The organism is Flavobacterium psychroterrae (assembly GCF_018380615.1).
GTDB classification, from domain to species: Bacteria; Bacteroidota; Bacteroidia; order Flavobacteriales; family Flavobacteriaceae; genus Flavobacterium; species Flavobacterium psychroterrae.
This window is the reverse complement of record NZ_JAGYVZ010000013.1, coordinates 82,067-106,856: the sequence shown is the minus strand read 5'-3', so window position 1 is coordinate 106,856 and position 24,790 is coordinate 82,067. Positions and strand designations below refer to the sequence as shown.

General features: G+C 32.5%; 23 protein-coding genes. 10 read left to right on the top strand and 13 right to left on the bottom strand.

The window, feature by feature from the left end:
• Positions 1-9 precede the first annotated feature (9 nt).
• From KHA90_RS14775 to KHA90_RS14760, 4 genes are read left to right on the top strand one after another with little or no spacing between them, the layout of a single operon-like run.
• Entirely contained in the window at positions 10-2,469 is a 2,460-nt protein-coding gene (locus KHA90_RS14775; protein WP_213301787.1) for a TonB-dependent receptor, read from the top strand.
• On the top strand, positions 2,466-3,101 hold the full coding sequence (locus KHA90_RS14770) for a hypothetical protein (protein WP_213301784.1): 636 nt from the start codon (positions 2,466-2,468) through the stop codon (positions 3,099-3,101). The genes KHA90_RS14775 and KHA90_RS14770 overlap by 4 nt, the downstream gene beginning before the upstream one ends.
• A 47-nt stretch (positions 3,102-3,148) precedes the next feature.
• Positions 3,149-3,871, top strand: a complete 723-nt coding sequence (locus KHA90_RS14765; protein ID WP_213301781.1) for a hypothetical protein — start codon at positions 3,149-3,151, stop codon at positions 3,869-3,871.
• Positions 3,872-3,894: 23 nt separating this feature from the next.
• Positions 3,895-4,314: a hypothetical protein gene (locus KHA90_RS14760; protein WP_213301778.1), complete on the top strand. Its 420-nt coding sequence runs from the start codon at positions 3,895-3,897 to the stop codon at positions 4,312-4,314.
• A 200-nt stretch (positions 4,315-4,514) separates the two neighbouring features.
• Here KHA90_RS14760 and KHA90_RS14755 read toward each other — a convergent pair whose 3' ends face one another.
• The 6 genes from KHA90_RS14755 to KHA90_RS14730 form a co-directional block, all read right to left on the bottom strand.
• Entirely contained in the window at positions 4,515-5,216 is a 702-nt protein-coding gene (locus KHA90_RS14755) for a DUF2971 domain-containing protein (RefSeq protein WP_213301775.1), read from the bottom strand.
• 129 nt (positions 5,217-5,345) lie between these two features.
• Complete coding sequence (locus KHA90_RS14750; protein ID WP_213301772.1) at positions 5,346-7,175, bottom strand: ABC transporter ATP-binding protein; 1,830 nt, start codon at positions 7,173-7,175, stop codon at positions 5,346-5,348.
• Positions 7,175-8,212 (bottom strand): PDDEXK nuclease domain-containing protein, encoded by a 1,038-nt coding sequence (locus KHA90_RS14745; RefSeq protein ID WP_213301769.1) that lies wholly within the window; start codon positions 8,210-8,212, stop codon positions 7,175-7,177. Before KHA90_RS14745 ends, KHA90_RS14750 begins: the two co-directional genes overlap by 1 nt.
• Positions 8,213-8,216: 4 nt before the next feature.
• Complete coding sequence (locus KHA90_RS14740; RefSeq protein WP_213302072.1) at positions 8,217-9,944, bottom strand: phospho-sugar mutase; 1,728 nt, start codon at positions 9,942-9,944, stop codon at positions 8,217-8,219.
• A 125-nt stretch (positions 9,945-10,069) separates the two neighbouring features.
• On the bottom strand, positions 10,070-11,026 hold the full coding sequence (locus KHA90_RS14735) for a glycosyltransferase family 2 protein (protein WP_213301766.1): 957 nt from the start codon (positions 11,024-11,026) through the stop codon (positions 10,070-10,072).
• An 8-nt stretch (positions 11,027-11,034) separates the two neighbouring features.
• Positions 11,035-11,577 (bottom strand): DUF4199 domain-containing protein, encoded by a 543-nt coding sequence (locus KHA90_RS14730; RefSeq protein WP_213301763.1) that lies wholly within the window; start codon positions 11,575-11,577, stop codon positions 11,035-11,037.
• Between the two features lie 244 nt (positions 11,578-11,821).
• On the opposite strand from KHA90_RS14730, the gene KHA90_RS14725 reads away from it, so the two are divergent.
• Entirely contained in the window at positions 11,822-12,073 is a 252-nt protein-coding gene (locus tag KHA90_RS14725; protein ID WP_213301759.1) for a type B 50S ribosomal protein L31, read from the top strand.
• Between the two features lie 326 nt (positions 12,074-12,399).
• Complete coding sequence (locus KHA90_RS14720) at positions 12,400-13,575, top strand: GlmU family protein (RefSeq protein ID WP_213301749.1); 1,176 nt, start codon at positions 12,400-12,402, stop codon at positions 13,573-13,575.
• 98 nt (positions 13,576-13,673) lie between these two features.
• On the opposite strand, the gene KHA90_RS14715 is transcribed toward KHA90_RS14720, so the two are convergent.
• The 5 genes from KHA90_RS14715 to KHA90_RS14695 form a co-directional block, all read right to left on the bottom strand.
• The gene (locus tag KHA90_RS14715) at positions 13,674-14,117 is read right to left on the bottom strand and encodes a PepSY-like domain-containing protein (protein ID WP_213301746.1); all 444 of its coding nucleotides are present in this window, start codon (positions 14,115-14,117) and stop codon (positions 13,674-13,676) included.
• 145 nt (positions 14,118-14,262) lie between these two features.
• Positions 14,263-14,724: a PepSY-like domain-containing protein gene (locus KHA90_RS14710; protein WP_213301743.1), complete on the bottom strand. Its 462-nt coding sequence runs from the start codon at positions 14,722-14,724 to the stop codon at positions 14,263-14,265.
• Between the two features lie 25 nt (positions 14,725-14,749).
• Positions 14,750-15,193, bottom strand: a complete 444-nt coding sequence (locus tag KHA90_RS14705; RefSeq protein WP_213301728.1) for a PepSY-like domain-containing protein — start codon at positions 15,191-15,193, stop codon at positions 14,750-14,752.
• 73 nt (positions 15,194-15,266) lie between these two features.
• Positions 15,267-16,538 (bottom strand): sensor histidine kinase, encoded by a 1,272-nt coding sequence (locus KHA90_RS14700; protein WP_213301713.1) that lies wholly within the window; start codon positions 16,536-16,538, stop codon positions 15,267-15,269.
• Entirely contained in the window at positions 16,538-17,209 is a 672-nt protein-coding gene (locus tag KHA90_RS14695) for a response regulator transcription factor (RefSeq protein WP_213301710.1), read from the bottom strand. The genes KHA90_RS14700 and KHA90_RS14695 overlap by 1 nt, the downstream gene beginning before the upstream one ends.
• Positions 17,210-17,504: 295 nt before the next feature.
• Here KHA90_RS14695 and KHA90_RS14690 point away from each other — a divergent pair, with 295 nt between their 5' ends.
• A complete protein-coding gene (locus KHA90_RS14690) occupies positions 17,505-19,139 on the top strand; it encodes an ABC-F family ATP-binding cassette domain-containing protein (protein WP_213301707.1) in 1,635 nt (544 codons plus the stop codon).
• A 193-nt stretch (positions 19,140-19,332) separates the two neighbouring features.
• Here KHA90_RS14690 and KHA90_RS14685 read toward each other — a convergent pair whose 3' ends face one another.
• Positions 19,333-19,617, bottom strand: coding sequence for a GNAT family N-acetyltransferase (locus tag KHA90_RS14685; protein WP_213302069.1), 285 nt, complete (start codon positions 19,615-19,617; stop codon positions 19,333-19,335).
• Between the two features lie 313 nt (positions 19,618-19,930).
• Between KHA90_RS14685 and KHA90_RS14680 the strand changes: the two genes are divergently transcribed.
• Positions 19,931-20,590, top strand: a complete 660-nt coding sequence (locus KHA90_RS14680) for an alpha/beta hydrolase family protein (RefSeq protein ID WP_213301704.1) — start codon at positions 19,931-19,933, stop codon at positions 20,588-20,590.
• A gap of 330 nt (positions 20,591-20,920) precedes the next feature.
• On the opposite strand, the gene KHA90_RS14675 is transcribed toward KHA90_RS14680, so the two are convergent.
• Positions 20,921-21,436, bottom strand: a complete 516-nt coding sequence (locus KHA90_RS14675; protein ID WP_056246554.1) for a hypothetical protein — start codon at positions 21,434-21,436, stop codon at positions 20,921-20,923.
• A 166-nt stretch (positions 21,437-21,602) separates the two neighbouring features.
• Here KHA90_RS14675 and rpmH point away from each other — a divergent pair, with 166 nt between their 5' ends.
• Positions 21,603-21,764, top strand: coding sequence for a 50S ribosomal protein L34 (rpmH, locus tag KHA90_RS14670; protein WP_008464848.1), 162 nt, complete (start codon positions 21,603-21,605; stop codon positions 21,762-21,764).
• Between the two features lie 148 nt (positions 21,765-21,912).
• Entirely contained in the window at positions 21,913-24,768 is a 2,856-nt protein-coding gene (carB, locus tag KHA90_RS14665; protein WP_213301701.1) for a carbamoyl-phosphate synthase large subunit, read from the top strand.
• The last annotated feature ends 22 nt before the right edge of the window (positions 24,769-24,790 follow it).

Here is a 24,790-nt window from a genome sequence, read left to right as displayed (position 1 = left end):
CCAAAACATTTGAACCCAAATAAGCAATTATTCGTATTTCTTTTTTTCTGCATTACCAGTATTTCATTTGCTCAAAATGCTCATGTTAAAGGTATTATTTTAGACAATCAAAATCGTCCGGTTGCCGATGTTAATATTACTTCTTCAGGTAATACAAAACAATCAGACGCAAACGGTTTTTTTGAAATCGATGTTCCTTCAAATAAAAAAATAGTTCTGATTTTTACTCACATTTCTTTAAAAATGATGAGCTTGACGGTGAGTTTAAAGCCAAATGAAGTTTTTGTTTTTAATCCTGTAATGAATAATTCAGAGGAACAAATGGGAGAAGTTTTTGTTTCTTCTAAAAATAAAAAACGAGTTCAGGGAATTACAACTGTTGATGCTGCTACAATTAAAAAAATTCCAGGCGCAAATGCCGGAATCGAAAATATTCTAAAGACATTGCCGGGAGTAAATTCAAACAATGAATTAAGTACACAATATGCAGTTCGTGGCGGAAATTATGATGAAAATTTAGTTTATGTAAATGAAGTCGAAGTGTATCGGCCTTTTTTAATTCGTTCAGGACAACAAGAAGGTTTGAGTTTTACAAATACAGATTTAGTTCAGAATGTTGACTTTTCGGCGGGTGGATTTCAGGCTAAATTTGGCGATAAATTATCCTCGGTATTAGATATTACGTATAGAAAACCAACTGAGTTTGGCGCTTCTTTAGAGGCAAGTTTATTGGGCGGAAGTATTTCTGTTGATGCCGTTTCGAAAAATAAAAAATGGTCGGCAGTAACCGGTGTCCGTTATCGTGATAATAGTTTGCTGGTTAATAGTCAGGATACACAAACCAATTATACGCCCACTTTTGCAGATATCCAGACGAATGTTAATTATGATATTTCGGATAAATGGCAAATTAGTTTTTTAGGAAATATTTCTCAAAATAAATATTTATATCAGCCTTTAACGCGCGAAACAAAATTTGGAACCATAGATCAACCCATGTCGCTTGCTGTATATTATGAAGGTAAAGAACGCGATCAATATGATACTTATTTTGGCGCTTTTAAAACCACTTATAAAGTTTCTCCAAGTTTGACGTTGAAATTTATAGGTTCATTATTTCATACCATAGAGGAGGAGCATTTTGATATTTTAGCACAATATCGTTTAGGAAATGTGGGCGAAGATGGATCTACCGATGTTGATTTTACCCGCGGAATTGGTTCACAACTTAACCACGCCCGAAATGATTTAGATGCTTTGATTGCAAATGCCGAGATTAAAGGATTTAAAGAATGGAAAAATGACAGCCAATTAGAATTTGGCTTAAAATACACCAGAGAATCTATTCGTGACAGAATTGTAGAGTGGGAAATGATTGATTCGGCTGGGTTTTCTATAAATCCGCCAATTGTTGTTTTGCCAAAAAACAATCAGCCTTATGAACCTTATACCGGACCACTTTTGCCGTATCAGGATGTTCGCGCTACAAACTTTAATAATATTAACCGATTTTCCGGTTATGCACAATACAATAAAAAAGCAGAATTAGGATCGAATCAAATATGGTATAATATTGGTGCTCGTTTCCAAAGCTGGAATGTTTCCGGAGCAGCTGTTGAAGGTAAAAATCAAATTGTTGTTAGTCCCCGTGCTCAATTTGCCATAAAACCGGATTGGGATATGGATATGGTTTTCAGGCTTTCGGGAGGATTATATTATCAGCCGCCTTTTTACAGGGAACTTCGTGATTTGGATGGTGTTGTAAATCCGAACGTAAAAGCACAGGAATCGGTACACATTGTTTTGAGTAACGATTATAATTTTAAAATGTGGAATCGTCCTTTCAAATGGGTTACAGAAGTGTATTATAAATCACTTTCGGATGTAAATGTGTATTCTATCGATAATGTCAGAATTCGTTATATCGCCAATAATAATGCAACCGCATATGCTCAAGGTCTTGATTTTAGATTAAACGGAGAATTTGTTCCAGGAACTGAATCGTGGATTAGTTTTGGTTATTTAAAAACCGAAGAAAATTATGCAGATAAAGGATATATTGCCAGACCAACAGATCAACGTTTGAAATTTGCAATGTTGTTTCAGGATTATATGCCAAGTATTCCAAGTGTGAAATTATATCTTAATTTAGTTTATAATACTGGTTTGCCTGGCGGATCTCCTTCATATTCAGATCCTTATTTATATCAAAGCCGTTTAAATGATTATCGCAGGGCAGATGTGGGTTTTGCCAAAGTTTTTGTAGATAACAGTACCAAAGTGGCAAAGGCAAAATGGTTGAAAAACTTCAAGGAATTATCTGTAGGATTAGAGATTTTTAATCTTTTCAACAATCAAAACGCAATTACCAACACTTGGGTTCGCGATGTGTATTCTAAAAATCAATATGCAATCCCAAATTATATGACTTCAAGAGTTTTTAATGTGAAGCTGAATGCGAGGTTATGATAGAAAAACGTGAAAGACGAAAGAAAATTTTTTATGTGCCGGGATTGATTTCGTTGGTTTTTATACCTGTTTTATGTTTGATTTTCTGGTATAAGACAGATGCTTTTAAAGAAGAAAGCTGTATTAATATCTCGTTTCGCGCAGAATCTCTTACTAAGCCAAATTTGTTGTCTTTTAAAAGAAATTATCAGGTTTTTAGTTTCAATAGTTCTGAGGTTGCATTGCGTAAAGATTTAGGGAATCTTCAGGTTGCTTTAAAGAAATTAAATCGTGAAAATGATACGATAAATGGAGTTCGGATTCATTTAGGTAATAAAATGAAGTATGAAGTTTATATTAGGCTTCTGGATATTTTTGCAATTGAAGAAATGTCAAATTTCGAACAATATAATAATGATTTTTTTGTTGTAATGGTACCAAAGCCAAAATATGATAAGAATTTACGAAAAATCGTTCCTGTTAAATGTGGGTATTGGGAAGCCAATAAAAAATTTTTCTTAAAAGAAGAGAAAGAAAAGCAGTTTCAATATGTTTTGGCGCTGTATAAAAAGTATTGGTTTATTTTTCTGGGTTATCTTGGCATCGTATTTCTGAATATCTTTGCCCTAGTAAAATTCAATAAAACTAGATAATACAATCAAAAATACTATATTTGATATCCTAATATAATTTAGCATACATGAAAAATTCCTTAAAATATATAACCTTAGCAATCATCGGAACATTAGTGAGTTGTAAAGATGACGCTCAGAAACCAAAAGTAATTTATGATGCTGCAAGCAAAACAAATGTTGTTTCAAAAACCGATTCGACACAGATTGAAGTAGCTGATTTGCCAATTCAAATGCAGGGAACGGATTATTTAATTCATCCTGTTGGAGATTTGCGCGTTTTCGAACGAGGAACAAAATCCCGTTACGGATCATCGAGTGTGAATGATGTGAGTTTTACAATTTCGAATTTAGGAGAATATGAAATTACAGGATATTTACAAAACCTGAAATTTCAAAAAGTAGATTCAGATTCTATCCGACCTTTAACGGATAAACCTGCTTTGATTTTAACTGCGACTTATTTAAAAGCAGTTGCTGATAAAACTCAAAACCAAATTATGGTATATACTCTGGCTGATTCTGATACTAATAAAGATGGTAAAATTGACTCAGGAGATATTAAAACATTATATCTAAGTAATATTAGCGGTGAAAATTTCACTAAAATATCAGAAGATTTTCAGGAACTAATCGATTGGAGTTTAGTAGAATCTAAAAGCCGTCTGTATTTTAGAACAATCGAAGACACGAACCAAAACGGACAATTCGATAAAAATGATGTTTTACATTATAACTATGTCGATTTAACTGCTAAAAAATGGGAAGTTAAAAGTTATAAACCTATTTGATTTCTGACTAAAGAGATTTCATAATGTATTCTGAAGCAGAACTGAAAGATCAAGAAAACAAAGTTAAAAGTGTGTTATGGTACATTTTTATGCCAATATTGTTTTTATCATTAATTGGAGGATACTTTCAGACTAATTCAATAGGCTATATTGAACGGGAGTATAAAGAAGCTAATGAATATAGTTTTTCCGGTATTGTTTATGAAAAAAAGGTTGAAGGAGGTGATGGATATCGTTTTCCTCATTGTTTATTTTTAAACACAGGAATAAGATGGGTTGTTAGTAATTCGCTGTATGATAAAATTCAGATAGGAGATTCTGTTGTGAAGAAAAACAAATCTGATTCAGTTTTTTATTATATCAGGAAGAATAATCAAACAATAATAGAAGACGAAAATCTTTATCTACGAGAAAAATATTTGAACAAGCTAAAACAAAAATAATCTAAATTAATATTTCACTTTCTTATATAAATTTTAGATTTAAAATTTTGACCTTGATCAAACAAAAAACCATTTGAAAATTAATTTTCAAATGGTTTTTTGTTTTTTAATTTGATTAAAAAAGAGCCGCTAGGCTCAATCAATATTGTAGAGCTGGACTTCAGTCCAGTTTAGAAATAACGGTTAAAAATGACCACGATCTAAATCAAAATATCACTTTCCAAATCTGACTTCTCAATTTCAAATCCAAATCCCAAGCGATCAACCAATTCAATAACCAGTTTTTTGTACCAGTTTTCTGATTTTGGATGAATGTAAATCTTTTCGATTAATTGTTTGAGATCAACATTGATTTTTAAACCATCATTCAATTTTGAAATACTTTTTGAAGTATCAGTAATAATGCGGACTTCGCGCTCGTATTGAAAACTCTTTCGTTTAAACAAAAACGGAAAGAACAAATCATCAAACGGAATATATTCTTTTTTGTAATCGATATAATTGACTTCTCCAATATACTGATCAAAATTATTCTCGGGATTCAATGCCTTTTGCAATCTGCCTATAGTCGACTGAATCGCTAATCCTTCGCTGTTTTGAGTAAAAATCTGCCACATAGCAAATGACTCATATTCATTAATGTGCCAGCTGCTTATAGCAACTTGTTCGCGGTGCGTTTTATAATAATTTAAAAAGTCAGGATTATCAATCGCCAGTTTTTTAATCTCTTCAAAAGTAGGTTCGCTGAAAGTCCCTTCGTACTGGTCTTCAAATTTATCAGAACGGGACATGAATAATTTCTTGGATAATAATAAGTCCAGGAATTTAGACAAGTCTAAGTATTTCCAAACAATAGTATCTGGATCATCAGGAAGCTTTATGTTCGAATTATTGAGATACATTTTTATTTGTTTTAAGATTTATTCTAAAAAAATAGCCACAGATTATAAAGATTAAAATGATTTATTTCGTTAAAAAAAGAATCTGTGTTAATCTGTGTAATCTGTGGCTAAAAGATATTTTTCTTTTATTTACGACTCAAAAGACTGCATTGTAACTAGTTTATTGTACGTTCCGTTGTGTGTAATTAGTTCGTCATGTGTACCTTGTTCTACAATTTTTCCTTTTTGCATGACCACAATTAAGTCTGCTTTCTGAATTGTTGAAAGACGATGCGCAATTACAATTGAAGTTCTGTTTTGCATCATATTTTCAAGTGCAACCTGAACAAATTTTTCACTTTCAGTATCTAATGCTGATGTAGCTTCATCCAAAATCATAATTGGAGGATTTTTCAATACCGCACGCGCAATTGATAAACGTTGTTTTTGACCGCCGGAAAGTTTGTTTCCACTATCACCAATATTAGTATAGATTCCTAAAGGCAATTCATTTACAAATTCAAAAGCATTTGCGATTTTTAGCGCTTCGATAATTTCATCATCAGTAGCATCTAATTTTCCTAACGAAATATTCGCTTTTATAGTATCATTAAATAAAATACTATCCTGAGTTACTAATCCCATCAAACTGCGAAGCGATTGTAAATTCATATCTTTAATATTAACGCCGTCAATCGAAATTGTTCCGTCATTTACATCATAAAAACGAGTCAGCAAATTTGCAATCGTACTTTTTCCACTTCCGGATTGTCCCACAAGCGCAACAGTTTGACCTTTTTTAATTTGAAGAGAAAAGTCTTTTAAAACCGTTTCATCTTCATATTTAAAGTTGATATTCTGAACGCTTATATTGTTATCAAAAGTTGTTTTTTCGATTGCATTATCTTTTGATGTAATCGTGTTTTCCTGCTCTAATATTTCAAGAACACGTTCTGCTGCCGCATTTCCTCTTTTTACTCCATAAGAAGCTTTAGAAATTGCTTTTGCAGGTGTCAGGATATTATAAGCTAATCCCATATAAGCAATAAAAGAAGGTCCGTCAAGGGTTTTTTCAATCAAAACCATTTGTCCGCCGTACCACAGTAAAATAGCGATAACCGTAATTCCCATAAATTCACTTGCAGGCGAAGCTAAGTTCTGGCGATTGCCTATACTATTTGATAATTTAAAAAAACGTTCTGTCGAATTTTGAAAAACAGTATTAAAATAGTTTTCAGAATTATATCCTTTTACGACTTTCAATCCGCCAATAGTTTCTTCAATAGTTGATAGGAAAATACCTTGTTCCTGTTGTGCTTTACTGGATTGTTTCTTTAGTTGTTTTCCAATTAATGAAATGATATATCCTGATATTGGAATAAAAATGAATACAAATAAAGTTAGTTTGGCGCTAATGATTAACATTGCAAATATTGTAAAAACAATAGTCAAAGGTTCTTTTACAATAAGTTCTAAGATAGCTAAAAATGAAGTCTGAACCTCATTTACATCGGCAGAAATCCTTGAAATGACATCTCCTTTTCTTTTCTCAGAATAAAAAGCTAATGGCAGTTCCAGGGTTTTTTTATACAATGCATTTCGCATATCTCGCAAAACACCATTTCGTAAAAAAGTGATGAAAAACATAGCCAGATAATCGGCTAAATTTTTCAATAAAAATATCGAAATAATTAGCGTAACCATTACCGAAAGTACAAAACCTGGATTATGAGGATCTGTATTTGTGGTAATATAATAACTTAAATAGTTTTCTCCATATTCTTTGATATGGGTGATTCCTTCATAAGTTGGCATAATAGTATTCTTCTTCGTTTTATCAAATAAAACCTGAAGCATAGGAATCAATGCCATAAAGGAAAGTGTACTGAAAAGCGCATACAAAATATTAAAAAAGATATTTAATAATGCGTATTTCTTATACGGATATATAAAAGGAACTATTTTTCTAAAATTACTCATTATTTGTGGATGTTATTTTCTGCTATGGCAATGGCTCTTTCGAGTTTTTCCAGCAATAATTTTTTTTCTGGTAATTGGGTTAAATAAGCTGAAACTTTGATTTGTTCGTCGTTATCAAGCATTAAATAATTGATTTGTTCAGGAGATTTTTCACTGCACAAAATTAATCCAATTGGTTTGTTTTCACCTTCTTTTTGCTCATTTTTCTCTAACCAGCGAAGATATAATTCCATTTGACCTTTATATCCTGCTTTAAATTTTCCAAGTTTTAAGTCAATAGCAACCAATCGGCGTAAGCCACGATGGTAAAAAAGTAAATCAATATAAAAATCTTCATCGTCGATTGTTATTCTTTTTTGGCGGGCAAGAAAAGCAAATTCGCTTCCCATTTCGGTAATGAAATTTTGTAATTGAGCCAAGATTGAACTTTCTAAATCTTTTTCAGAATAACTATCATGCAATCCAAGAAAATCTAAGAAATAAGGATCCCGAAAAGTTAAATCAGGACTAATTTGTTTTTCGTTTTGTAATGACGCTAAATCATTAAGGATAGTTTGTTCAGGTTTTTTACTAATGGCAGTTCTTTCAAAAAGCATACTGTCAATGCGTTCCTGCAAAGTTCTTACGCTCCAACGTTCGTGTATGCTCATTTGAACATAGAATTCACGTTTTATGTGGTCTTCAATGTAAATTATATTTCTAATATGAGACCAACTCAATTTTGCACACAGTGTGTGCAAAATTGTAAAGTCTTCAATTACAGTATTTAACTTGATAAAACTTTGTAGATTTCTTTTGTTAAAACCTACTCCGTATCTTTTTGTTAATGCTTCGCTTAATGCTGGAATTATTTTTTTTCCATAATCGGCTCTATCGTTTTTTAGAATCTCTTCATTTATGGTTTTTCCAATATTCCAATATAATAAAGTCAATTCCTGATTAACCGTTTTGGCAACAAAATGACGCGTCTGATCTATTAATCCAATGATTGAATTTAATAGTTCGGGCTGATCATTTGTTTCCGGTTTGTCACTCATTTTTTTATTTCAATTGCATTCCTGCAATGATATTTTGTATTTTTTCGTCTAGGAAACTTTCCGCAGCATCAAAATTAGTAACCGAATCTAATTCAGCATTAACGCTAATGTAGAATTTAATTTTAGGTTCAGTTCCGCTTGGTCTTGCACAAATTTTAGAACCATCCTCCGTATAATAAATCAATACGTTTGATTTCGGAATATCCATTGTAGATTCTTCACCCGTCAATAAATTCAAAGCAATTGATGATTGATAATCCTCTACCATAATTACTCTTTGTCCGCTGATTTCTTTCAAAGGATTTTCACGTAAATCAATCATCATCTGAGTAATTTCCTGTAAACCTTCGATTCCTTTTTTAGTTAACGAAACCAGGTATTCTTTATAAAAACCATTTTCAACATAAAGCTGTAAAAGTTCTTTGTAAACACTGCTTCCTGCTGCTTTTGCCTGAGCTGCAACTTCGCAAATTAATAAAGTAGCTGCAACAGCATCTTTATCTCTCACGGCATCACCAACCATAAAACCAAAGCTTTCCTCGCCACCACCAATAAATTCGAGTTCCGGGAAATCCTTAATCATTTTGGCAATCCATTTAAAACCGGTCAAACCAACTTTACATTCAACGCCATAACTGGATGCTAATTCCATCATCATAGGAGTTGAAACAATTGTAGAACCCACAAATTGTTTACCGTTAATTTTACCCGCTTTTTTCCATTGCTTCAATAAAAAAGAAGTCATTAAAATCATGGTTTGATTTCCGTTAAGCAAAATCATTTTACCATCATTGTTTCTAACCGCAACGCCAAGACGGTCACAATCAGGATCAGTTCCTACTACAATGTCAGAATCTGTTTTATCGGCAAGAGCCAAAGCCATAGTCAAAGCCTCAGGTTCTTCAGGATTTGGAGATTTCACTGTTGGGAAATTTCCGTCAGGAACAGCTTGTTCCGGTACAATATGTACGTTTTTATAACCCGCTTGCGATAAAGTATCAGGAATAGATTTTATTGAAGTTCCGTGTAACGAAGTAAAAACAATCTGAAGATTATCTTTGGCTTCAGCCGGAGTATTAAAACTTGCGTTTTCTATAGATGATTTTATAAAAGCTTTATCAATTTCAGTATCAATATATTGAATCAGGCTTTCGTTAGCATTGAATTTAATTTTATCGTAATCCAGATTTTCGATTACATTAATAATCGCTGCATCTTCAGGAGGAACAATTTGTCCGCCATCTTCCCAATATACTTTATAACCGTTATATTCCGGTGGATTGTGTGAAGCTGTTAAAACAATTCCGCATTGACAGCCTAAATATTTAAGCGCAAAAGACAATTCCGGGGTTGGGCGTAAATCAGAGAATAAATAAACCTGAATTCCGTTAGCTGAGAAAACATCAGCCACAACTTTAGCAAGCGTATTACTGTTATGACGGCAATCATAAGCAATAACAACTTTTAAAGGCTTGTTAGGGAAAACTTCGTGTAAATAATCAGATAATCCCTGAGTGTTTTTTCCAAGCGTATATTTGTTAATTCTGTTGTTTCCAACGCCCATAACACCGCGCATTCCGCCAGTTCCAAATTCCAGATTTTTATAAAAACTTTCCTCAAGTTCCTTTGGCGACGTGGTCATTAATTCCTTAACCGCAGCTTGTGTTTCGTTGTCAAATGTAGGGGTCAGCCATTCGTTTACAGCATTCAAAATATTAGGTGCTATATTCATCATTCGTATATTTTTATGTTTAATAATAATTTTCAGGAGCTATTTCCTGCTGTCATTCCAATCTTTTTTATCCGCCGCGGCGGATAAAAAAGGATTTTCCCTTCCATCAGGGCTAGGGATTTACGTTAAAAATTAACCTCTCGGGCAACTTTATAACGCGCTTCATTACTTTTGGTTCTCAAAATAATTTCTCCCAGAAAACCTGCAAGAAATAATTGCGTTCCTAAAATCATGGTTGTTAAAGCAATAAAAAACCAGGGATTGCTGGTGATTAAGCTATATTTCATTCCGTTATACATATGGTATAATTTAGAAATACCAATATAACCCGCAGATAAAAAACCAATAATAAACATAATTGAACCCATTGCACCAAATAAGTGCATTGGTCTTTTGCCGAATCTTGATAAAAACCAAATCGTAATCAAATCCAGAAAACCGTTTATAAAACGCTCCATTCCAAATTTTGTTTCACCATATTTACGAGCCTGATGAATTACAATTTTTTCGCCAATTTTACCAAAACCGGCATTTTTAGCCAAAACCGGAATATATCGATGCATTTCGCCCGAAACTTCTATGTTTTTTACAACGATATTTTTATATGCTTTTAATCCACAGTTAAAATCGTTCAATTCAACACCGGAAGTTTTTCTTGCCGCCCAGTTGAACAATTTCGACGGAAGATTTTTTGCTACAACAGAGTCGTAACGTTTCTTTTTCCAGCCGGAAACCAAATCGTATTTATCAGCCGTAATCATTTCGTATAATCCCGGAATTTCGTCCGGACTATCCTGTAAATCGGCATCCATTGTAATAATTACATCGCCTTTTGCTTTTGCAAAACCAGCATGTAAAGCCTGTGATTTTCCAAAGTTTTTCATGAAACGAATCCCTTTTACATTCGGATTTTCATTAGAAAAACTTTCAATTATATTCCAGGAATCATCCGTACTTCCATCATCTACAAAAATGATTTCATAAGAGTAATTATTAGATTGCATCACTTTAATGATCCACGAATAGAGTTCCTTTAGTGATTCCTCCTCATTAAGAAGCGGTATAAGTATAGATAAATTCATTTAAATTTTTATAAACTTTGAGTTTTGTTATTCTTTATAATTGCTCCTATAAGTGACGAATACAATAATCCGAAGAAAGAGTACATCACAAGCGTTACAGGGAAAACAATTGCAGGATTCATGAATTTTTTTATCATAGAAACTCCCATCTCCATTTCCTTAGCTGTCATTTCAGGGTTTTTGGCAAGCATTCCCTCTTTAGAAATATCAATCATTTCGTTTATGAACTCAGGAAAAATCAAATTAAAAATCACGCTAAAAGCAGCATAAACAAAAGCAGCAACAAAAGTGATTGAAATTCCAACTTTTAAACATTCACTGAAAGAAATAAATCCGTTATTAACATTTTTCTTATAATTAGTGCAACCTATATATATAAACAAGATTGGTAATACAAGATAGTTTCCTATGTTTACAATTGTACCAATGCTGGAATTTACCAGCGATTTCATACCTATTATATACATAATAACAAATTCTAAAACCATGATGACACCAAACAAAACACCATATAGTATTGATGATTTAGCAGGAGAAGTATTTTTTTCCATAAAACGATGATTTATTAATCCACAAATATAGCAATTCCCAATATAATCAGAGATAAAAAAAGCTTTTTGAATTTAAGTAAAAAAAAGTGGGCTAAACATTTGAATATTAAAAAAGAATTGTAAATTTGCAAACTCAAATAATTAAACGTTTTAAACAAAAAAAGAGTATCCTTTGTTTACACCTTTTTCTAACCACGGAAAAGCTTCAAAATAAAAATGCTCTAAACAATAAATAAAAGAAAAGATGAAAAAAGGAATTCACCCAGAAAATTACAGATTAGTTGCATTTAAAGACATGTCAAATGACGAAATTTTTATCACTAAATCTACTGCAGATACAAGAGAAACAATTGAAGTTGACGGAGTTGAGTATCCAGTTGTAAAAATGGAGATTTCTAGAACATCTCACCCTTTTTATACTGGTAAATCTAAACTTATCGATACTGCAGGACGTATTGATAAATTCAAAACTAAATACGCTAAACACGCTAAATAATAAAAGCTGTTTTTACTTATATAAAGCCTTCCAATCCGGAAGGCTTTTTTTATGGAGTTATTTTTTGCTATAAATGATAGTCTCAATTTTTTAACTACAGAGATCAAAAAGGTTTCGCAAAGTTTACAAAGGTTTTCTGGTGAAGTTATTGAAGCAAGTACGCAAAGCTTTGTGTTTTTATAAAACCGGCTGATAAAAAGCTTTGTGCACTTTGTAGTAAAATTTCAATACGCGATTTCAATACGTTTAATGAGACAAATAAAATATTTGTAACTTTGAACCCGATAACCAAATCAATTTTTTAACAAGTACCAAATTTAATATTTATGAATTACATTCTTTTTGACGGTCCCGTCCGGAATGCTTTACTCCCTTTTACTTTTACAAGACCTGTTGCTGATATATTAATTGGAATAATGACGATTCGCCAGAAATGGGAAGCGCGTTTAGGTTCGACAATAACAACTATTACCGAAGAATATCTGTCAGAGAAATTCCCAATGGTAGAATTAGAAGAAAATGTTATGATCAATGCGGCGTATTTACCAAATGATACGCTTACTGAAATGGTTTCTGACTTAAAAGAAAATCAGGCAATTTTTAAAGGCGATGATGTAATTGCTTTTTTTACAAATGAAAATCAGGAAGAAGTAGATTTTGACACTTACGAAATCATTCAGTATAATGGGGAAGCCTTGACTGTAGAACATACTTGGGATATTTTCTCTAAAAATGATGCTGCAATCCGTGAAGACTTTATCTATTTAACCGAAGACAGAAAATCACAGCCCATCCCAAAAAGCGTAAATGTAATTGCGCCCGAAAATATATTTATTGAAGAAGGAGCAAAATTAGAATTTGTGACCCTAAATGCTTCAAACGGTCCTATATATATAGGTAAGAATAGCGAAATTATGGAAGGAACCGTAATTCGTGGTCCTTTTGCTTTATGCGAAAACGCACAGGTAAAAATAAGCGCAAAAGTTTACGGCGCAACAACAGTTGGTCCGGGATCAAGAATAGGAGGAGAGGTTAAAAACTCTGTTCTTTTTGCAAATTCAAACAAAGGGCATGATGGATTTTTAGGAGATTCAGTTTTAGGAGAATGGTGTAATATTGGTGCAGATAGTAACAACTCAAATTTGAAAAACAATTACGAAGAAGTAAAATTATGGAGCTATGAAACAGAAGGTTTTGCAAAAACCGGACTTCAGTTTTGTGGTTTAATGATGGGTGATCATAGTAAATGCGGAATCAATACTATGTTCAATACCGGAACTGTAGTAGGAGTAAGTGCTAATATATTCGGAAGTGGTTTTCCCCGCAATTTTGTTCCGAGTTTTTCATGGGGCGGAGCAGCAGGTTTTACAACTTACATTACTAAAAAGGCTTTTGAAACCGCAAGATTAGTGATGGGCAGACGAAACATAGATTTCGATGCAACGGAAGCTGCAATACTGGAACACATTTTTGAGGAAACTAAAAAATGGAGAAAAGATTAATTAGATAATTAGTCAATTTGATAATATGATAATTTCAAAAAGCAACAAACCTGACTGGTTTTTATAAACTTGTCGGGTTTGTTGTTTTTTATTAAGTACTATTTATCAATTTTAGTAAAATCTCCTTTTAAGGTGAATTTTAATTCTAAACCGTTGGTAAGTTTTGTTTCATAACCAGAAGTTCCTATTTCTATTTTGGTTATTTTTTCTTTGCGAAAGTTGTCTTTCACATAAGAAGCAATTTTTTTCGGAATAATAGATGAAGGTATTTTGGAGCTGTTTCCATCAACTTCTTTCCAGTTTCCTTTTTTATCAAATTCTATTTCCATTTTATTATCAAATTGAACCTTATATTCTGTAGAAAGGATTTCTTTGTCCTCAATTATATAACTGGGTTTTTTTGATCCAAAGTGAGTCTTTAAGAAAGTTTGAGCATTTGCAGGTAAAGCTTCTTTTTTAATTATTGTTTTTTGTGCATTTGCTGAAAGTCCAAATAGTAATCCTGTAATTAGACTGGCTATCACGTTCAATTTCGTTCTCATATATTACTGATTTTTGATTCTTATACAAGATAAGATTAAATTTTTAAAGAGGTAAGAATATTGGTATAAATTAAAAAACGAAATATCTTAAAAAAGAAAAGCCCCGAAATTAAATTCGGAGCTTATGATTTCTGTAATTGCGTGTTTATTTATCAATTCGGATAAAATTTCCCTGAAGATCAAAAACTAATTCAAGATTGTTAGAAAGTTCAACTTCAATAAAAGTTTTTTCATTGTCAATTGAAGTTACAAACTGGTTTGGATAATTTGTTGTGATATAAATGCTGATTTTTTCAGGAATCAACTCAACAGGAATTGCCTGATGATTTCCATCAATGTCAATCCAGTTTCCATTAGCATCAAAATCAATTTCAAAATCATTTGTTAAATAAACATCATATATAGAGCCGTCTGCATCTGGTTTGTCCTGTTTTTTTATTACCTGATAAGTAGCATTAGGAAAATATGTTGTAATAAATGTACTTGCCGTTTGTGGTAAATCCGTAGCTGTAATTACTGTTTCGCGATCGTCGTCATCGCTGTCACAAGATGTTGTAGTGAATAAAAGTGATAAGGCGATAAAACCTGATAATAATATTTTTTTCATGATGGTGTTTTTAAAATGTAAATGCTTAATTGTCGATTCTTGTAAAGATGCCTTTAGAGTTAAATTCCAGTTCTAATCCGTTGTTTATATCTACTTCATAACCATTATAGTCTTTACTGATTTTGGTTACTGTTGTGTTAGCAAAATTTGCTTTTAAATAAGTTGCAATTGTTTTAGGAATTATTGCAGCAGGAATTGCAGTATGATTTCCATCAACTTCTTCCCAATTTCCTTTTCCGTCAAATTCTACCTCAGTATTGTTTGTAAACTGAACTTTATAATCTGTGGAGAAAGTTTCTTTATCTTTAATAATGTAAGATGGCTCTTGTCCTGCGAAATGAGTTTTTAAAAAAGTCTGAGCATTTGCTGGCAAAGCAGCTTTTGTAATTGTTGTTTTTTGTGCATTTGCTGAAAATCCAAATGCTAATCCTGCAATTAGGCATGTAGCCAAATTTAATTTCGTTTTCATAATTGTATGTTTAAATTCTGATACAAGATTAATACCTGAATTTGGAAACAATTAGGAAAGAATAATAAAAAGACTACTTTTTTGGAAAAATAATTTTAAACTGATGGTTTTTGGTAAACAGATATTCTATAGTAATTGAATAATTGTTTATAATAGATTTTACAATCGATAATCCTAAACCTGTTGATTCATTAGTTGTAGTGTGGCGATAGAATCTGTTGAAAATTACTTCAGGATTTAATGGAGAATTGTTTGCACTATTCGAAATTATGATATCGTTTTTGTTAATGATGAAGTTTACAAAACCATTAGGATGATTATGGATTATGGCATTCTTTAATAGATTACTAATCAATGCTATTGCTAATCCCTTGTTTATCATGAAATGCAAAGAATCATTTTGTGTTACGGTGATTTTTACTTTTTTATAATCTGACAAATCAGCATAATCTTCGACTAATAATAAAACGAGCTCATTAAAGTTAATGTTTTTTTCTTCAGAAAATTGCTGGTTTTCTATTTTGGATAACATTAATAAAGATTTGTTCAGTTTTGTTAATCGATTTAATGTATCTGTTATTTTTCCTAATTCCATCATTTGTTCATCAGGAAGAATATTGTTCTCAGCAAATAATTCAAGTTTATTAATGCTTATTGCCAGAGGAGTTTGTAGTTCGTGGGAAGCATTTTCGATAAATTGCTTCTGACTTGCGTATAACATTTCATTTCTGGTCAACATTTTTTCGACCTCTTTTTCTAAAATAATAAATTCATCTATCGAAGAATTTATAGGTTTTAATTTGCTGCCGGTTCCTAATTTAATTTCTTTTAGGTTATCTAAAATAACATGAAATGATTTCCAGATTCTTTTTAAAAGTAAACGGTTTACCAGCAATATGCTAATTACAAGCATAACATATAAACCTATTAACGCCAAAAATAAATCTTCTAATAATTCATCTTCTTCAACGATCGAAGCTTTTATAATTAATTCATATGAGTTGCCTTTGTCATCATCAAATACCGTTTTTAATGTTCTGATGGGTTCGTTGTCATTATCATATTCCATGAATTCTTTTAAGGTTGAAAACTCTTCTTTATGAGAATATTGACCTTTAGGAAGTGGCTTTATCGTGAATTTATTGATTCCAAATTCAGGTGAATTCAATAATTCTTTGTTTGCAAAAGCATGACGAACAATTATAATTTTAGAGTTTTTTAAATCATCGTCAATATTGTCATACACTTCATCGAGAATTAGCACATAAAAAATTCCTGCCCAAATTGGGATTACAAGCAATAATGTTATGGCGAGATAGCGAAGTGTGTAGTTTTGTAATTTCATTAATTCATTTTATAACCAATACCGTAAACCGCCTGAATATCAATTTCGGCATCACTTTCTTTTAGTTTTTTTCGTAAATTTTTAATCTGCGAATATACAAAATCTAAATTGTCAGCCTGATCTGTGTGATCGCCCCAAACATATTCCGCAATAGCGGTTTTATTAATTAATCGGTTAGGATTGATGATAAAATAATACAGTAAATCAAATTCCTTTCGGTTCAGGATTAGTTCCTTATTATCTATAGCAACAGTTCTTTGCTCGGGAGAAAGCGTGACATTTTTGTAAACGATCAAATTATCTCCATTATGATTGTTCCTTCTAATTGCCGATTTGATTCGGGCATGCAATTCAGATAAATGAAATGGTTTGCTTAAATAATCATCGGCACCCAGATCCAGTCCTTTTACTTTATCATCAACAGCATCTTTTGCCGAAATTATAATAACTGCACTTTGCTTTTTTTGTCGTTTTAATTCCTGAAGTAAATCAAGACCATTTCCGTTAGGCAGCATAATGTCGATTAAAATACAATCATAATCATATGCGCCTAATTTGTCTAATCCTGAAATATAATCATGTGCCGTTTCTACTATGTATTTTTCTTTTTCAAGTGATTGTTGCACTACTTCACGTAAACCAGCTTCATCTTCTATTATTAAAATTTTCATCCTTGCCTGTTTTATGTATTTCAAATGTAAGAATACAAGTTCAAAATAAACCTCTGTTTCTGGAAACATTTGGGAATTTTATCAGACTTCTTAGATTGTTGGATTTTTTAGATTTCTTAGATTTTTAGAGTTTACTGCCCGAAGTTTAATCTCTTTTACTAATTTCGGACAATTCAATAATCTAAAAATTCAGAATTCTAATTGCCTAATTATCTAATTAATCTATCTTTGCGCTTTCAAAAAATACTTGCTGAGAAGTCTAAAAATCTAAGCGGTCTAAAAATCTAAAATCTAAATGATTACAGTTAACGATATTTCGGTTCAGTTTGGTGGAACTACACTATTTAGCGATGTTTCTTTTGCTATAAATGAAAATGATAAAATTGCCCTTATGGGTAAAAATGGTGCGGGTAAATCGACACTTTTAAAAATAATTGCCGGTCAAAGCAAGCCTTCTACCGGAAGTATCTCTGCTCCTAAAGATGCTATTGTGGCGTATTTGCCTCAGCATTTATTAACTCAGGATGGTGCAACTGTAATGGAAGAAGCATCAAAAGCTTTTGGTGAAATTTTTAAAATGAAAGCCGAAATTGATGAAATCAACGAGCAATTAACCGTTCGTACAGATTATGAAAGTGATGCTTACATGAAATTAATCGAAAGAGTTTCTGACTTAAGCGAGAAATTTTATGCAATCGAAGAAGTAAATTACGAAGCTGAAGTTGAAAAGATTTTAGTTGGTTTAGGTTTTGAGCGTGAAGATTTTACACGTCAGACATCTGAATTTTCAGGAGGATGGAGAATGCGAATTGAACTGGCGAAGATTTTACTTCAAAAACCGGATTTGATTTTACTGGATGAGCCAACCAACCACATGGATATTGAAAGTATTCAATGGTTAGAAGATTTCTTATTAACTCAGGCAAAAGCAGTTGTGGTAATTTCCCACGATAGAGCATTTGTAGATAATATCACAAATCGTACTATCGAGGTTACCATGGGAAGAATCTACGATTATAAAGCAAAATATTCTCATTATTTAGAGTTAAGAAAAGATCGTCGTATTCACCAGCAAAAAGCATATGATGAACAGCAAAAAATGATTGCTGATAACAGAACTTTTATTGATCGTTTTAAAGGAACATTCTCTAAAACAGATGCAGTTCAATCACGTGTTAAAATGCTTGAGAAACTGGTGATTGTACAAGTTGATGAAGTAGATAACTCTGCATTGAAATTGAAATTCCCGCCGGCAGCACGTTCAGGACAATATCCTGTAGTGGTAAAAGAACTTTCTAAGTCATACGGAGATCATGTCGTTTTTAAAGATGCTAATATTGTTATCGAAAGAGGTGAAAAAGTTGCTTTTGTAGGTAAAAATGGTGAAGGAAAATCGACTATGATCAAAGCGATTATGAAAGAAATAGGTATCGATGAAGGAAGTGTAGAAATTGGACATAATTCACAAATTGGATATTTTGCCCAAAATCAGGCTTCATTATTAGATGAAAATGCTACCATTTTTGAAACTATCGATGCAATTGCGGTGGGAGATGTAAGAACTCAGATTAAAAATATTCTTGGAGCTTTTATGTTTCAGGGCGATGATATTACCAAGAAAGTAAAAGTACTTTCAGGAGGAGAAAAAACGCGTTTGGCAATGATTAAATTATTGCTTGAACCAGTGAATTTATTGATTCTGGATGAGCCTTCAAATCACTTAGATATGAAGACAAAAGATATTATTAAAGATGCATTGCGTGATTTTGACGGAACTTTAATCCTGGTTTCTCACGATCGTGATTTCCTTGACGGATTAGCAACTAAAGTTTTTGAGTTTGGAAACAAACGTGTGAAAGAACATTTTGAAGATGTTGCAGGTTTCTTAGCGCATAAAAAAATGGATTCTATGAAAGAGATCGAAAAGTAATTTTGCTTAAATAAATAAATAGTAAAAAGCACAAGTTAATTCTTGTGCTTTTTTTGTTTAAAATTTGAGACATATAGGTTTATTTGTGTAACCTTAATGAATTATATCAAAGACTTAGTCACCGGATTAACAATGTTACTTATTTACATGGTTATCGGTGGGCTGTGGCTGAGCCTTATTTGTTATTTTAAAATTAAATTCGGATTCCCGGTGGAAGTAGTTCTTTGTACACAGGATTTTTTTTGATGAATAATACGATTCTGGGATGAATAGGCATTAGTTTAAATTTCTTTTCAATGATAATGTCCATGATGCTTTTAAGCACTTGATCAATTATTGCTTGATTTTCATACCCTTCAGGTTTGTTGATTTTTGTCAGGAAGATTTTCTTTTCCTGAAATGAATATTCAACAGAAAGTAATCCTTCAGGGACTATGGTTTCAAATTGTCTTGCAAAAGTATTGTCTTTGATTTCCATAGTTTCAATAGGTTCCATATTAGTCATGTTTTGGGGATTGAATTAAAAAATAATAGAAAAAGAACGTTCATAATATTATATAACAGACCTTTGGAAGATTTGTTAAATATTGATTATTATGACTGCAAAGGTAATCATTTGATTTTCAATATAAAATTATTTTTGAAGACGTAATAGATGTTTAACATTTAGGGTTTTTTGTAATTTTATTTTATTAAAAAAATATTATGGTGTAAGATTTGCATGCATATTGCTAAAAAAAGTAATTTTAGCTTGAAAATACGAGCTGTAATCCTAATCCATTTTCTATCAAATGAGTAAAATTCCTGTATACTTTATGCCCGGTTTGGCGGCTAGTCCGGCTATTTTTGAAAGAATCATATTAGATGAGTCTATTTTTGAAGTATGTATGTTAGAATGGGAAATCCCAAAAGCAAAAGAATCTTTGACGGATTATGCACTCCGAATCTGTAAAAATATCAAACACGAAAATCCGGTTTTAATTGGAGTTTCGTTTGGTGGAATCCTGGTTCAGGAAATCGCAAAACATATCGAAGTAAGAAAAGTGATTATTATTTCGAGTGTGAGAAGTAATGCGGAATTTCCGCGACGAATGAAAATCGGAAAAACTACAAAGGCTTATAAGCTGATTCCGATGAAGTTAATTTTGAATATTGAGAATCTTGCGAAATATTCTTTTGGAGAAAAAATCAATAAACGAATTAAATTATACGAGAAGTTTTTAGCGGTTCGTGATCTTAAATATTTACAATGGGCTGTTGAGTCTGTCATTTTATGGAATAGAAACGAGATTGATGCCAAGGTTGTTCATATTCACGGCGATCAGGACGATGTTTTTCCTATTAAGTATATCAACAATTGTATTGTAGTAAAAGGCGGAACGCATATTATGATCCTGAATAAATACAAATGGCTGAATGAGAATTTGCCTTCGATAATCTTAGAGGATTAAATTCTGAATTTTTTAAATTCCAAATTCCAAATTTCAAATTCCAAATTCCAAATTCCAAATTCCAAATGTTTAATGGTTAGAAGCCTTTACGTGCATAGTAAACCCGACAGGTTTTAAAAACTTGTCGGGTTTCGTTGCGTAATCGTTGTCGATTTACTTGTGTGATTTCTCATTCTTCGAAATGACAAGATTGGGTTTAGCTTCGACTTCGCTCAGAGTGACAATCAAATTTTAAAAATCTAAAATCAAACCTCTGAAATTTAAAATAAAAAATCCCAAACTCACGATTGGAATTTGGGATTTTTAAAATATTTTGGAATTTAAAGAAATTTAGATTTTCTTCATTTGATCTTTCATCATTGTGATTTGCTCTTTCAGCATTCCTTGTTTGTCTAATTTCTTAGCTTCATTTAAAAGGTTTGTTGCTTCAAGTTTTCTTCGGCGTGACATTGCAACTCCTGCAAGGTTTAATTTTGCTACGGCTAAATCCATATCCATTGATAGTCCAAGTTCGATAGCTTTTTTGAAATGTTTCTCGGCTTGGTTGATATTTGTTTGAGAAAGCATGATTCCGTGAAGGTAATTAAAGTATCCTTGTTGTTTTCGCACTAAAGCAGCTTCCGGGTTTTTGATGTATGCCAGCCATTTTTTAGCGCCTTCAAAATCTTGTTTTCTTAATTTAAGGAAGGCTAAAAGGATAAATTCGTTTTTAAAGTAAAGAAATATTGGAATTGCAGTCAATAAAATAAGGAATATTCCGTTCCCGATATTACTCTCTGTAAATTGATAAATGCCAGCAACTACAAGAAGTCCGGCTAAAATAAGCTTAATATTTTTGTGAAACATAATAGATGTATATTTGTGATTGCAAATATAGTAAAATGAATTAAAAATATTTTTATTAAAGTGCTTGCGAGAAAAAAAAGTCTTTGTATATTTGCACTCGGTTTTGGAATAACGATATTCAAAACAGAAAAACAGATAATAGACACCATTTTAAAGATACAAAGCAATGAGCAAAAGAACATTTCAACCATCGAAAAGAAAAAGAAGAAATAAGCACGGATTTATGGACAGAATGGCTTCTGCGAATGGAAGAAAAGTTCTGGCGCGTAGAAGAGCTAAAGGAAGACATAAATTGACTGTTTCTAGCGAACCTAGACACAAAAAATAATGTTTGTATAAACATAAATAAGGCGTTACTTTTTTTAGTATCGCCTTTTTTTATACCTTGTCGGTAAAAAAACCTGTAACATTCTAGTTTAGAATAATCTATGAATGTTTTTTGAAGTACTTTTATATAACTACACAATACAAATAAAATGCCTAAAGACACATCAATAAAATCCGTTTTAATAATAGGTTCAGGACCTATTGTTATTGGTCAAGCTTGCGAATTTGATTATGCAGGTTCTCAATCTGCACGTTCTATTCGTGAAGAAGGAATTGAAGTTATCTTGATAAACTCAAATCCAGCAACTATTATGACCGACCCAACAATGGCGGATCATGTATATTTGAAACCTTTAACTACAAAATCGATTATTGAAATTCTGAAAGAACATCCACAAATTGATGCTGTTTTGCCTACAATGGGCGGACAAACAGCTTTGAATTTATGTTTGGAAGCTGAAGAAAAAGGAATTTGGCAGGATTTCGGAGTACGATTAATTGGAGTTGATGTAAACGCTATTAATATTACGGAAGACAGAGAGCAGTTTAAACAGCTTTTAGAAAGAATAAATGTACCAACTGCACCTGCAAAAACGGCTACTTCGTACTTAGAAGGAAAAGAAATTGCTCAGGAATTTGGTTTCCCGCTTGTAATTCGTCCTTCGTTTACACTTGGAGGAACAGGAGCTGCAATTGTTTACAAAAAAGAAGATTTTGATGAGCTTTTAACTCGCGGACTTGAAGCTTCGCCAATACACGAAGTTTTGATTGACAAAGCTTTGATGGGGTGGAAAGAATATGAATTAGAACTTTTAAGAGATAAAAATGATAATGTTGTAATCATTTGTTCGATCGAAAATATGGATCCAATGGGAATTCATACCGGAGATTCGATTACGGTTGCACCAGCGATGACTTTATCTGATAAAACATTCCAGAAATTACGTGATTATGCGATCTTAATGATGCGTAGTATTGGAAATTTTGCGGGAGGTTGTAACGTACAATTTGCAGTTTCACCAGACGAAAAAGAAGATATCGTAGCAATCGAGATCAATCCTCGTGTGTCTCGTTCATCTGCATTAGCATCAAAAGCAACCGGATATCCAATTGCTAAAATTGCTTCTAAACTTGCTCTAGGATACAATCTTGATGAATTGCAAAACCAAATTACAAAATCAACTTCGGCTCTTTTTGAACCAACTCTTGATTATGTGATTGTAAAAATACCTCGTTGGAACTTTGATAAATTCGAAGGTGCTGACAGAACTTTAGGACTTCAGATGAAATCTGTTGGTGAGGTAATGGGAATTGGACGTTCGTTCCAAGAAGCTTTACACAAAGCAACTCAATCTCTTGAAATTAAAAGAAACGGTTTAGGGGCCGACGGAAAAGGATATAAAAACTACGAAGAGATTATAGAGAAACTGACTTTTGCAAGTTGGGATCGTGTTTTTGTAATTTATGATGCAATTGCAATGGGAATTCCGTTGAGCCGTATTCATGAAATCACAAAAATCGATATGTGGTTCCTAAAACAATATGAAGAGCTTTATACTTTAGAGAAAGAAATTTCGAACTATAAAATAGGTACTCTTCCAAAAGAACTTTTGCTTGAAGCGAAACAAAAAGGTTTTGCCGACAGACAAATTGCTCACATGTTAAATTGCTTAGAAAGTGAAGTTCATACTTTGCGTATGGAGAAGAATGTTAATCGTGTTTTTAAACTGGTTGATACTTGTGCGGCTGAATTTAAAGCAAAAACACCGTATTATTATTCTACTTTTGAAGCTGAAATTGAAAAAGCAAATGGCGAGCGTTATGTAGATAACGAAAGCATTGTAACGGATAAAAAGAAAATTATCGTTCTGGGTTCAGGACCTAACAGAATTGGACAAGGAATTGAGTTTGATTATTCATGTGTTCACGGAGTTTTAGCGGCAAAAGAATGTGGTTATGAAACGATCATGATCAACTGTAATCCTGAAACGGTTTCGACAGATTTTGATACAGCTGATAAATTATACTTTGAACCGGTTTTCTGGGAACATATTTACGATATTATTCAGCATGAAAAACCTGAAGGAGTTATTGTTCAATTAGGTGGACAAACGGCTTTAAAACTGGCTGAAAAATTATCTAAATACGGAGTAAAAATCATCGGAACTAGTTTTGATGCACTTGATTTAGCCGAAGACAGAGGTCGTTTCTCTGAGTTATTAACGGAGTTAAACATTCCTTTCCCACAATTTGGAATTGCTGAAACAGCTGATGAGGCTTCTGCATTAGCAGATACTTTAGACTTCCCGTTATTGATTCGTCCTTCTTATGTATTAGGAGGTCAGGGAATGAAAATTGTAATTAACAAAAAAGAACTGGAAGAGCATGTTGTCAACTTATTGAAAACGATTCCAGGAAACAAATTGCTTTTAGATCATTATTTAGCCGGAGCAATCGAAGCTGAAGCAGATGCAATTTGTGATGCTGATGGTAATGTTTACATCATAGGAATTATGGAGCATATCGAACCTTGCGGAGTTCACTCTGGAGATAGTAATGCGACATTGCCTCCTTTTAACTTGGGAGAATTCGTGATGCAGCAAATAAAAGATCATACGGTAAAAATTGCAAGAGCGCTTAAAACAGTTGGTTTAATCAACATTCAGTTTGCGATAAAAGATGATACGGTTTATATTATCGAAGCAAATCCAAGAGCTTCCAGAACAGTACCGTTTATTGCAAAAGCTTACGGAGAACCTTATGTAAACTATGCTACGAAAGTAATGTTAGGACACAATAAAGTAACTGATTTTGACTTTAATCCGCAATTAAAAGGATACGCGATCAAACAGCCGGTTTTCTCTTTCAGTAAATTCCATAATGTAAATAAAGCATTAGGACCAGAAATGAAATCGACAGGAGAAAGTATCTTGTTTATTGATGACTTAAAAGACGATCAATTCTACGAATTGTATTCAAGAAGAAAAATGTATTTGAGTAAATAATAACTCGAATCCTGATATAAAA

Coding starts and splice junctions, on each gene's coding strand:
- KHA90_RS14770 (WP_213301784.1), top strand. CDS start 2,466: ATGATAGAAAAACGTGAAAGACGAAAGAAAATTTTTTATGTGCCGGGA.
- KHA90_RS14765 (WP_213301781.1), top strand. CDS start 3,149: ATGAAAAATTCCTTAAAATATATAACCTTAGCAATCATCGGAACATTA.
- KHA90_RS14760 (WP_213301778.1), top strand. CDS start 3,895: ATGTATTCTGAAGCAGAACTGAAAGATCAAGAAAACAAAGTTAAAAGT.
- KHA90_RS14755 (WP_213301775.1), bottom strand. CDS start 5,216: ATGTATCTCAATAATTCGAACATAAAGCTTCCTGATGATCCAGATACT.
- KHA90_RS14750 (WP_213301772.1), bottom strand. CDS start 7,175: ATGAGTAATTTTAGAAAAATAGTTCCTTTTATATATCCGTATAAGAAA.
- KHA90_RS14745 (WP_213301769.1), bottom strand. CDS start 8,212: ATGAGTGACAAACCGGAAACAAATGATCAGCCCGAACTATTAAATTCA.
- KHA90_RS14740 (WP_213302072.1), bottom strand. CDS start 9,944: ATGAATATAGCACCTAATATTTTGAATGCTGTAAACGAATGGCTGACC.
- KHA90_RS14735 (WP_213301766.1), bottom strand. CDS start 11,026: ATGAATTTATCTATACTTATACCGCTTCTTAATGAGGAGGAATCACTA.
- KHA90_RS14730 (WP_213301763.1), bottom strand. CDS start 11,577: ATGGAAAAAAATACTTCTCCTGCTAAATCATCAATACTATATGGTGTT.
- KHA90_RS14725 (WP_213301759.1), top strand. CDS start 11,822: ATGAAAAAAGGAATTCACCCAGAAAATTACAGATTAGTTGCATTTAAA.
- KHA90_RS14720 (WP_213301749.1), top strand. CDS start 12,400: ATGAATTACATTCTTTTTGACGGTCCCGTCCGGAATGCTTTACTCCCT.
- KHA90_RS14715 (WP_213301746.1), bottom strand. CDS start 14,117: ATGAGAACGAAATTGAACGTGATAGCCAGTCTAATTACAGGATTACTA.
- KHA90_RS14710 (WP_213301743.1), bottom strand. CDS start 14,724: ATGAAAAAAATATTATTATCAGGTTTTATCGCCTTATCACTTTTATTC.
- KHA90_RS14705 (WP_213301728.1), bottom strand. CDS start 15,193: ATGAAAACGAAATTAAATTTGGCTACATGCCTAATTGCAGGATTAGCA.
- KHA90_RS14700 (WP_213301713.1), bottom strand. CDS start 16,538: ATGAAATTACAAAACTACACACTTCGCTATCTCGCCATAACATTATTG.
- KHA90_RS14695 (WP_213301710.1), bottom strand. CDS start 17,209: ATGAAAATTTTAATAATAGAAGATGAAGCTGGTTTACGTGAAGTAGTG.
- KHA90_RS14690 (WP_213301707.1), top strand. CDS start 17,505: ATGATTACAGTTAACGATATTTCGGTTCAGTTTGGTGGAACTACACTA.
- KHA90_RS14685 (WP_213302069.1), bottom strand. CDS start 19,617: ATGGAAATCAAAGACAATACTTTTGCAAGACAATTTGAAACCATAGTC.
- KHA90_RS14680 (WP_213301704.1), top strand. CDS start 19,931: ATGAGTAAAATTCCTGTATACTTTATGCCCGGTTTGGCGGCTAGTCCG.
- KHA90_RS14675 (WP_056246554.1), bottom strand. CDS start 21,436: ATGTTTCACAAAAATATTAAGCTTATTTTAGCCGGACTTCTTGTAGTT.
- rpmH (WP_008464848.1), top strand. CDS start 21,603: ATGAGCAAAAGAACATTTCAACCATCGAAAAGAAAAAGAAGAAATAAG.
- carB (WP_213301701.1), top strand. CDS start 21,913: ATGCCTAAAGACACATCAATAAAATCCGTTTTAATAATAGGTTCAGGA.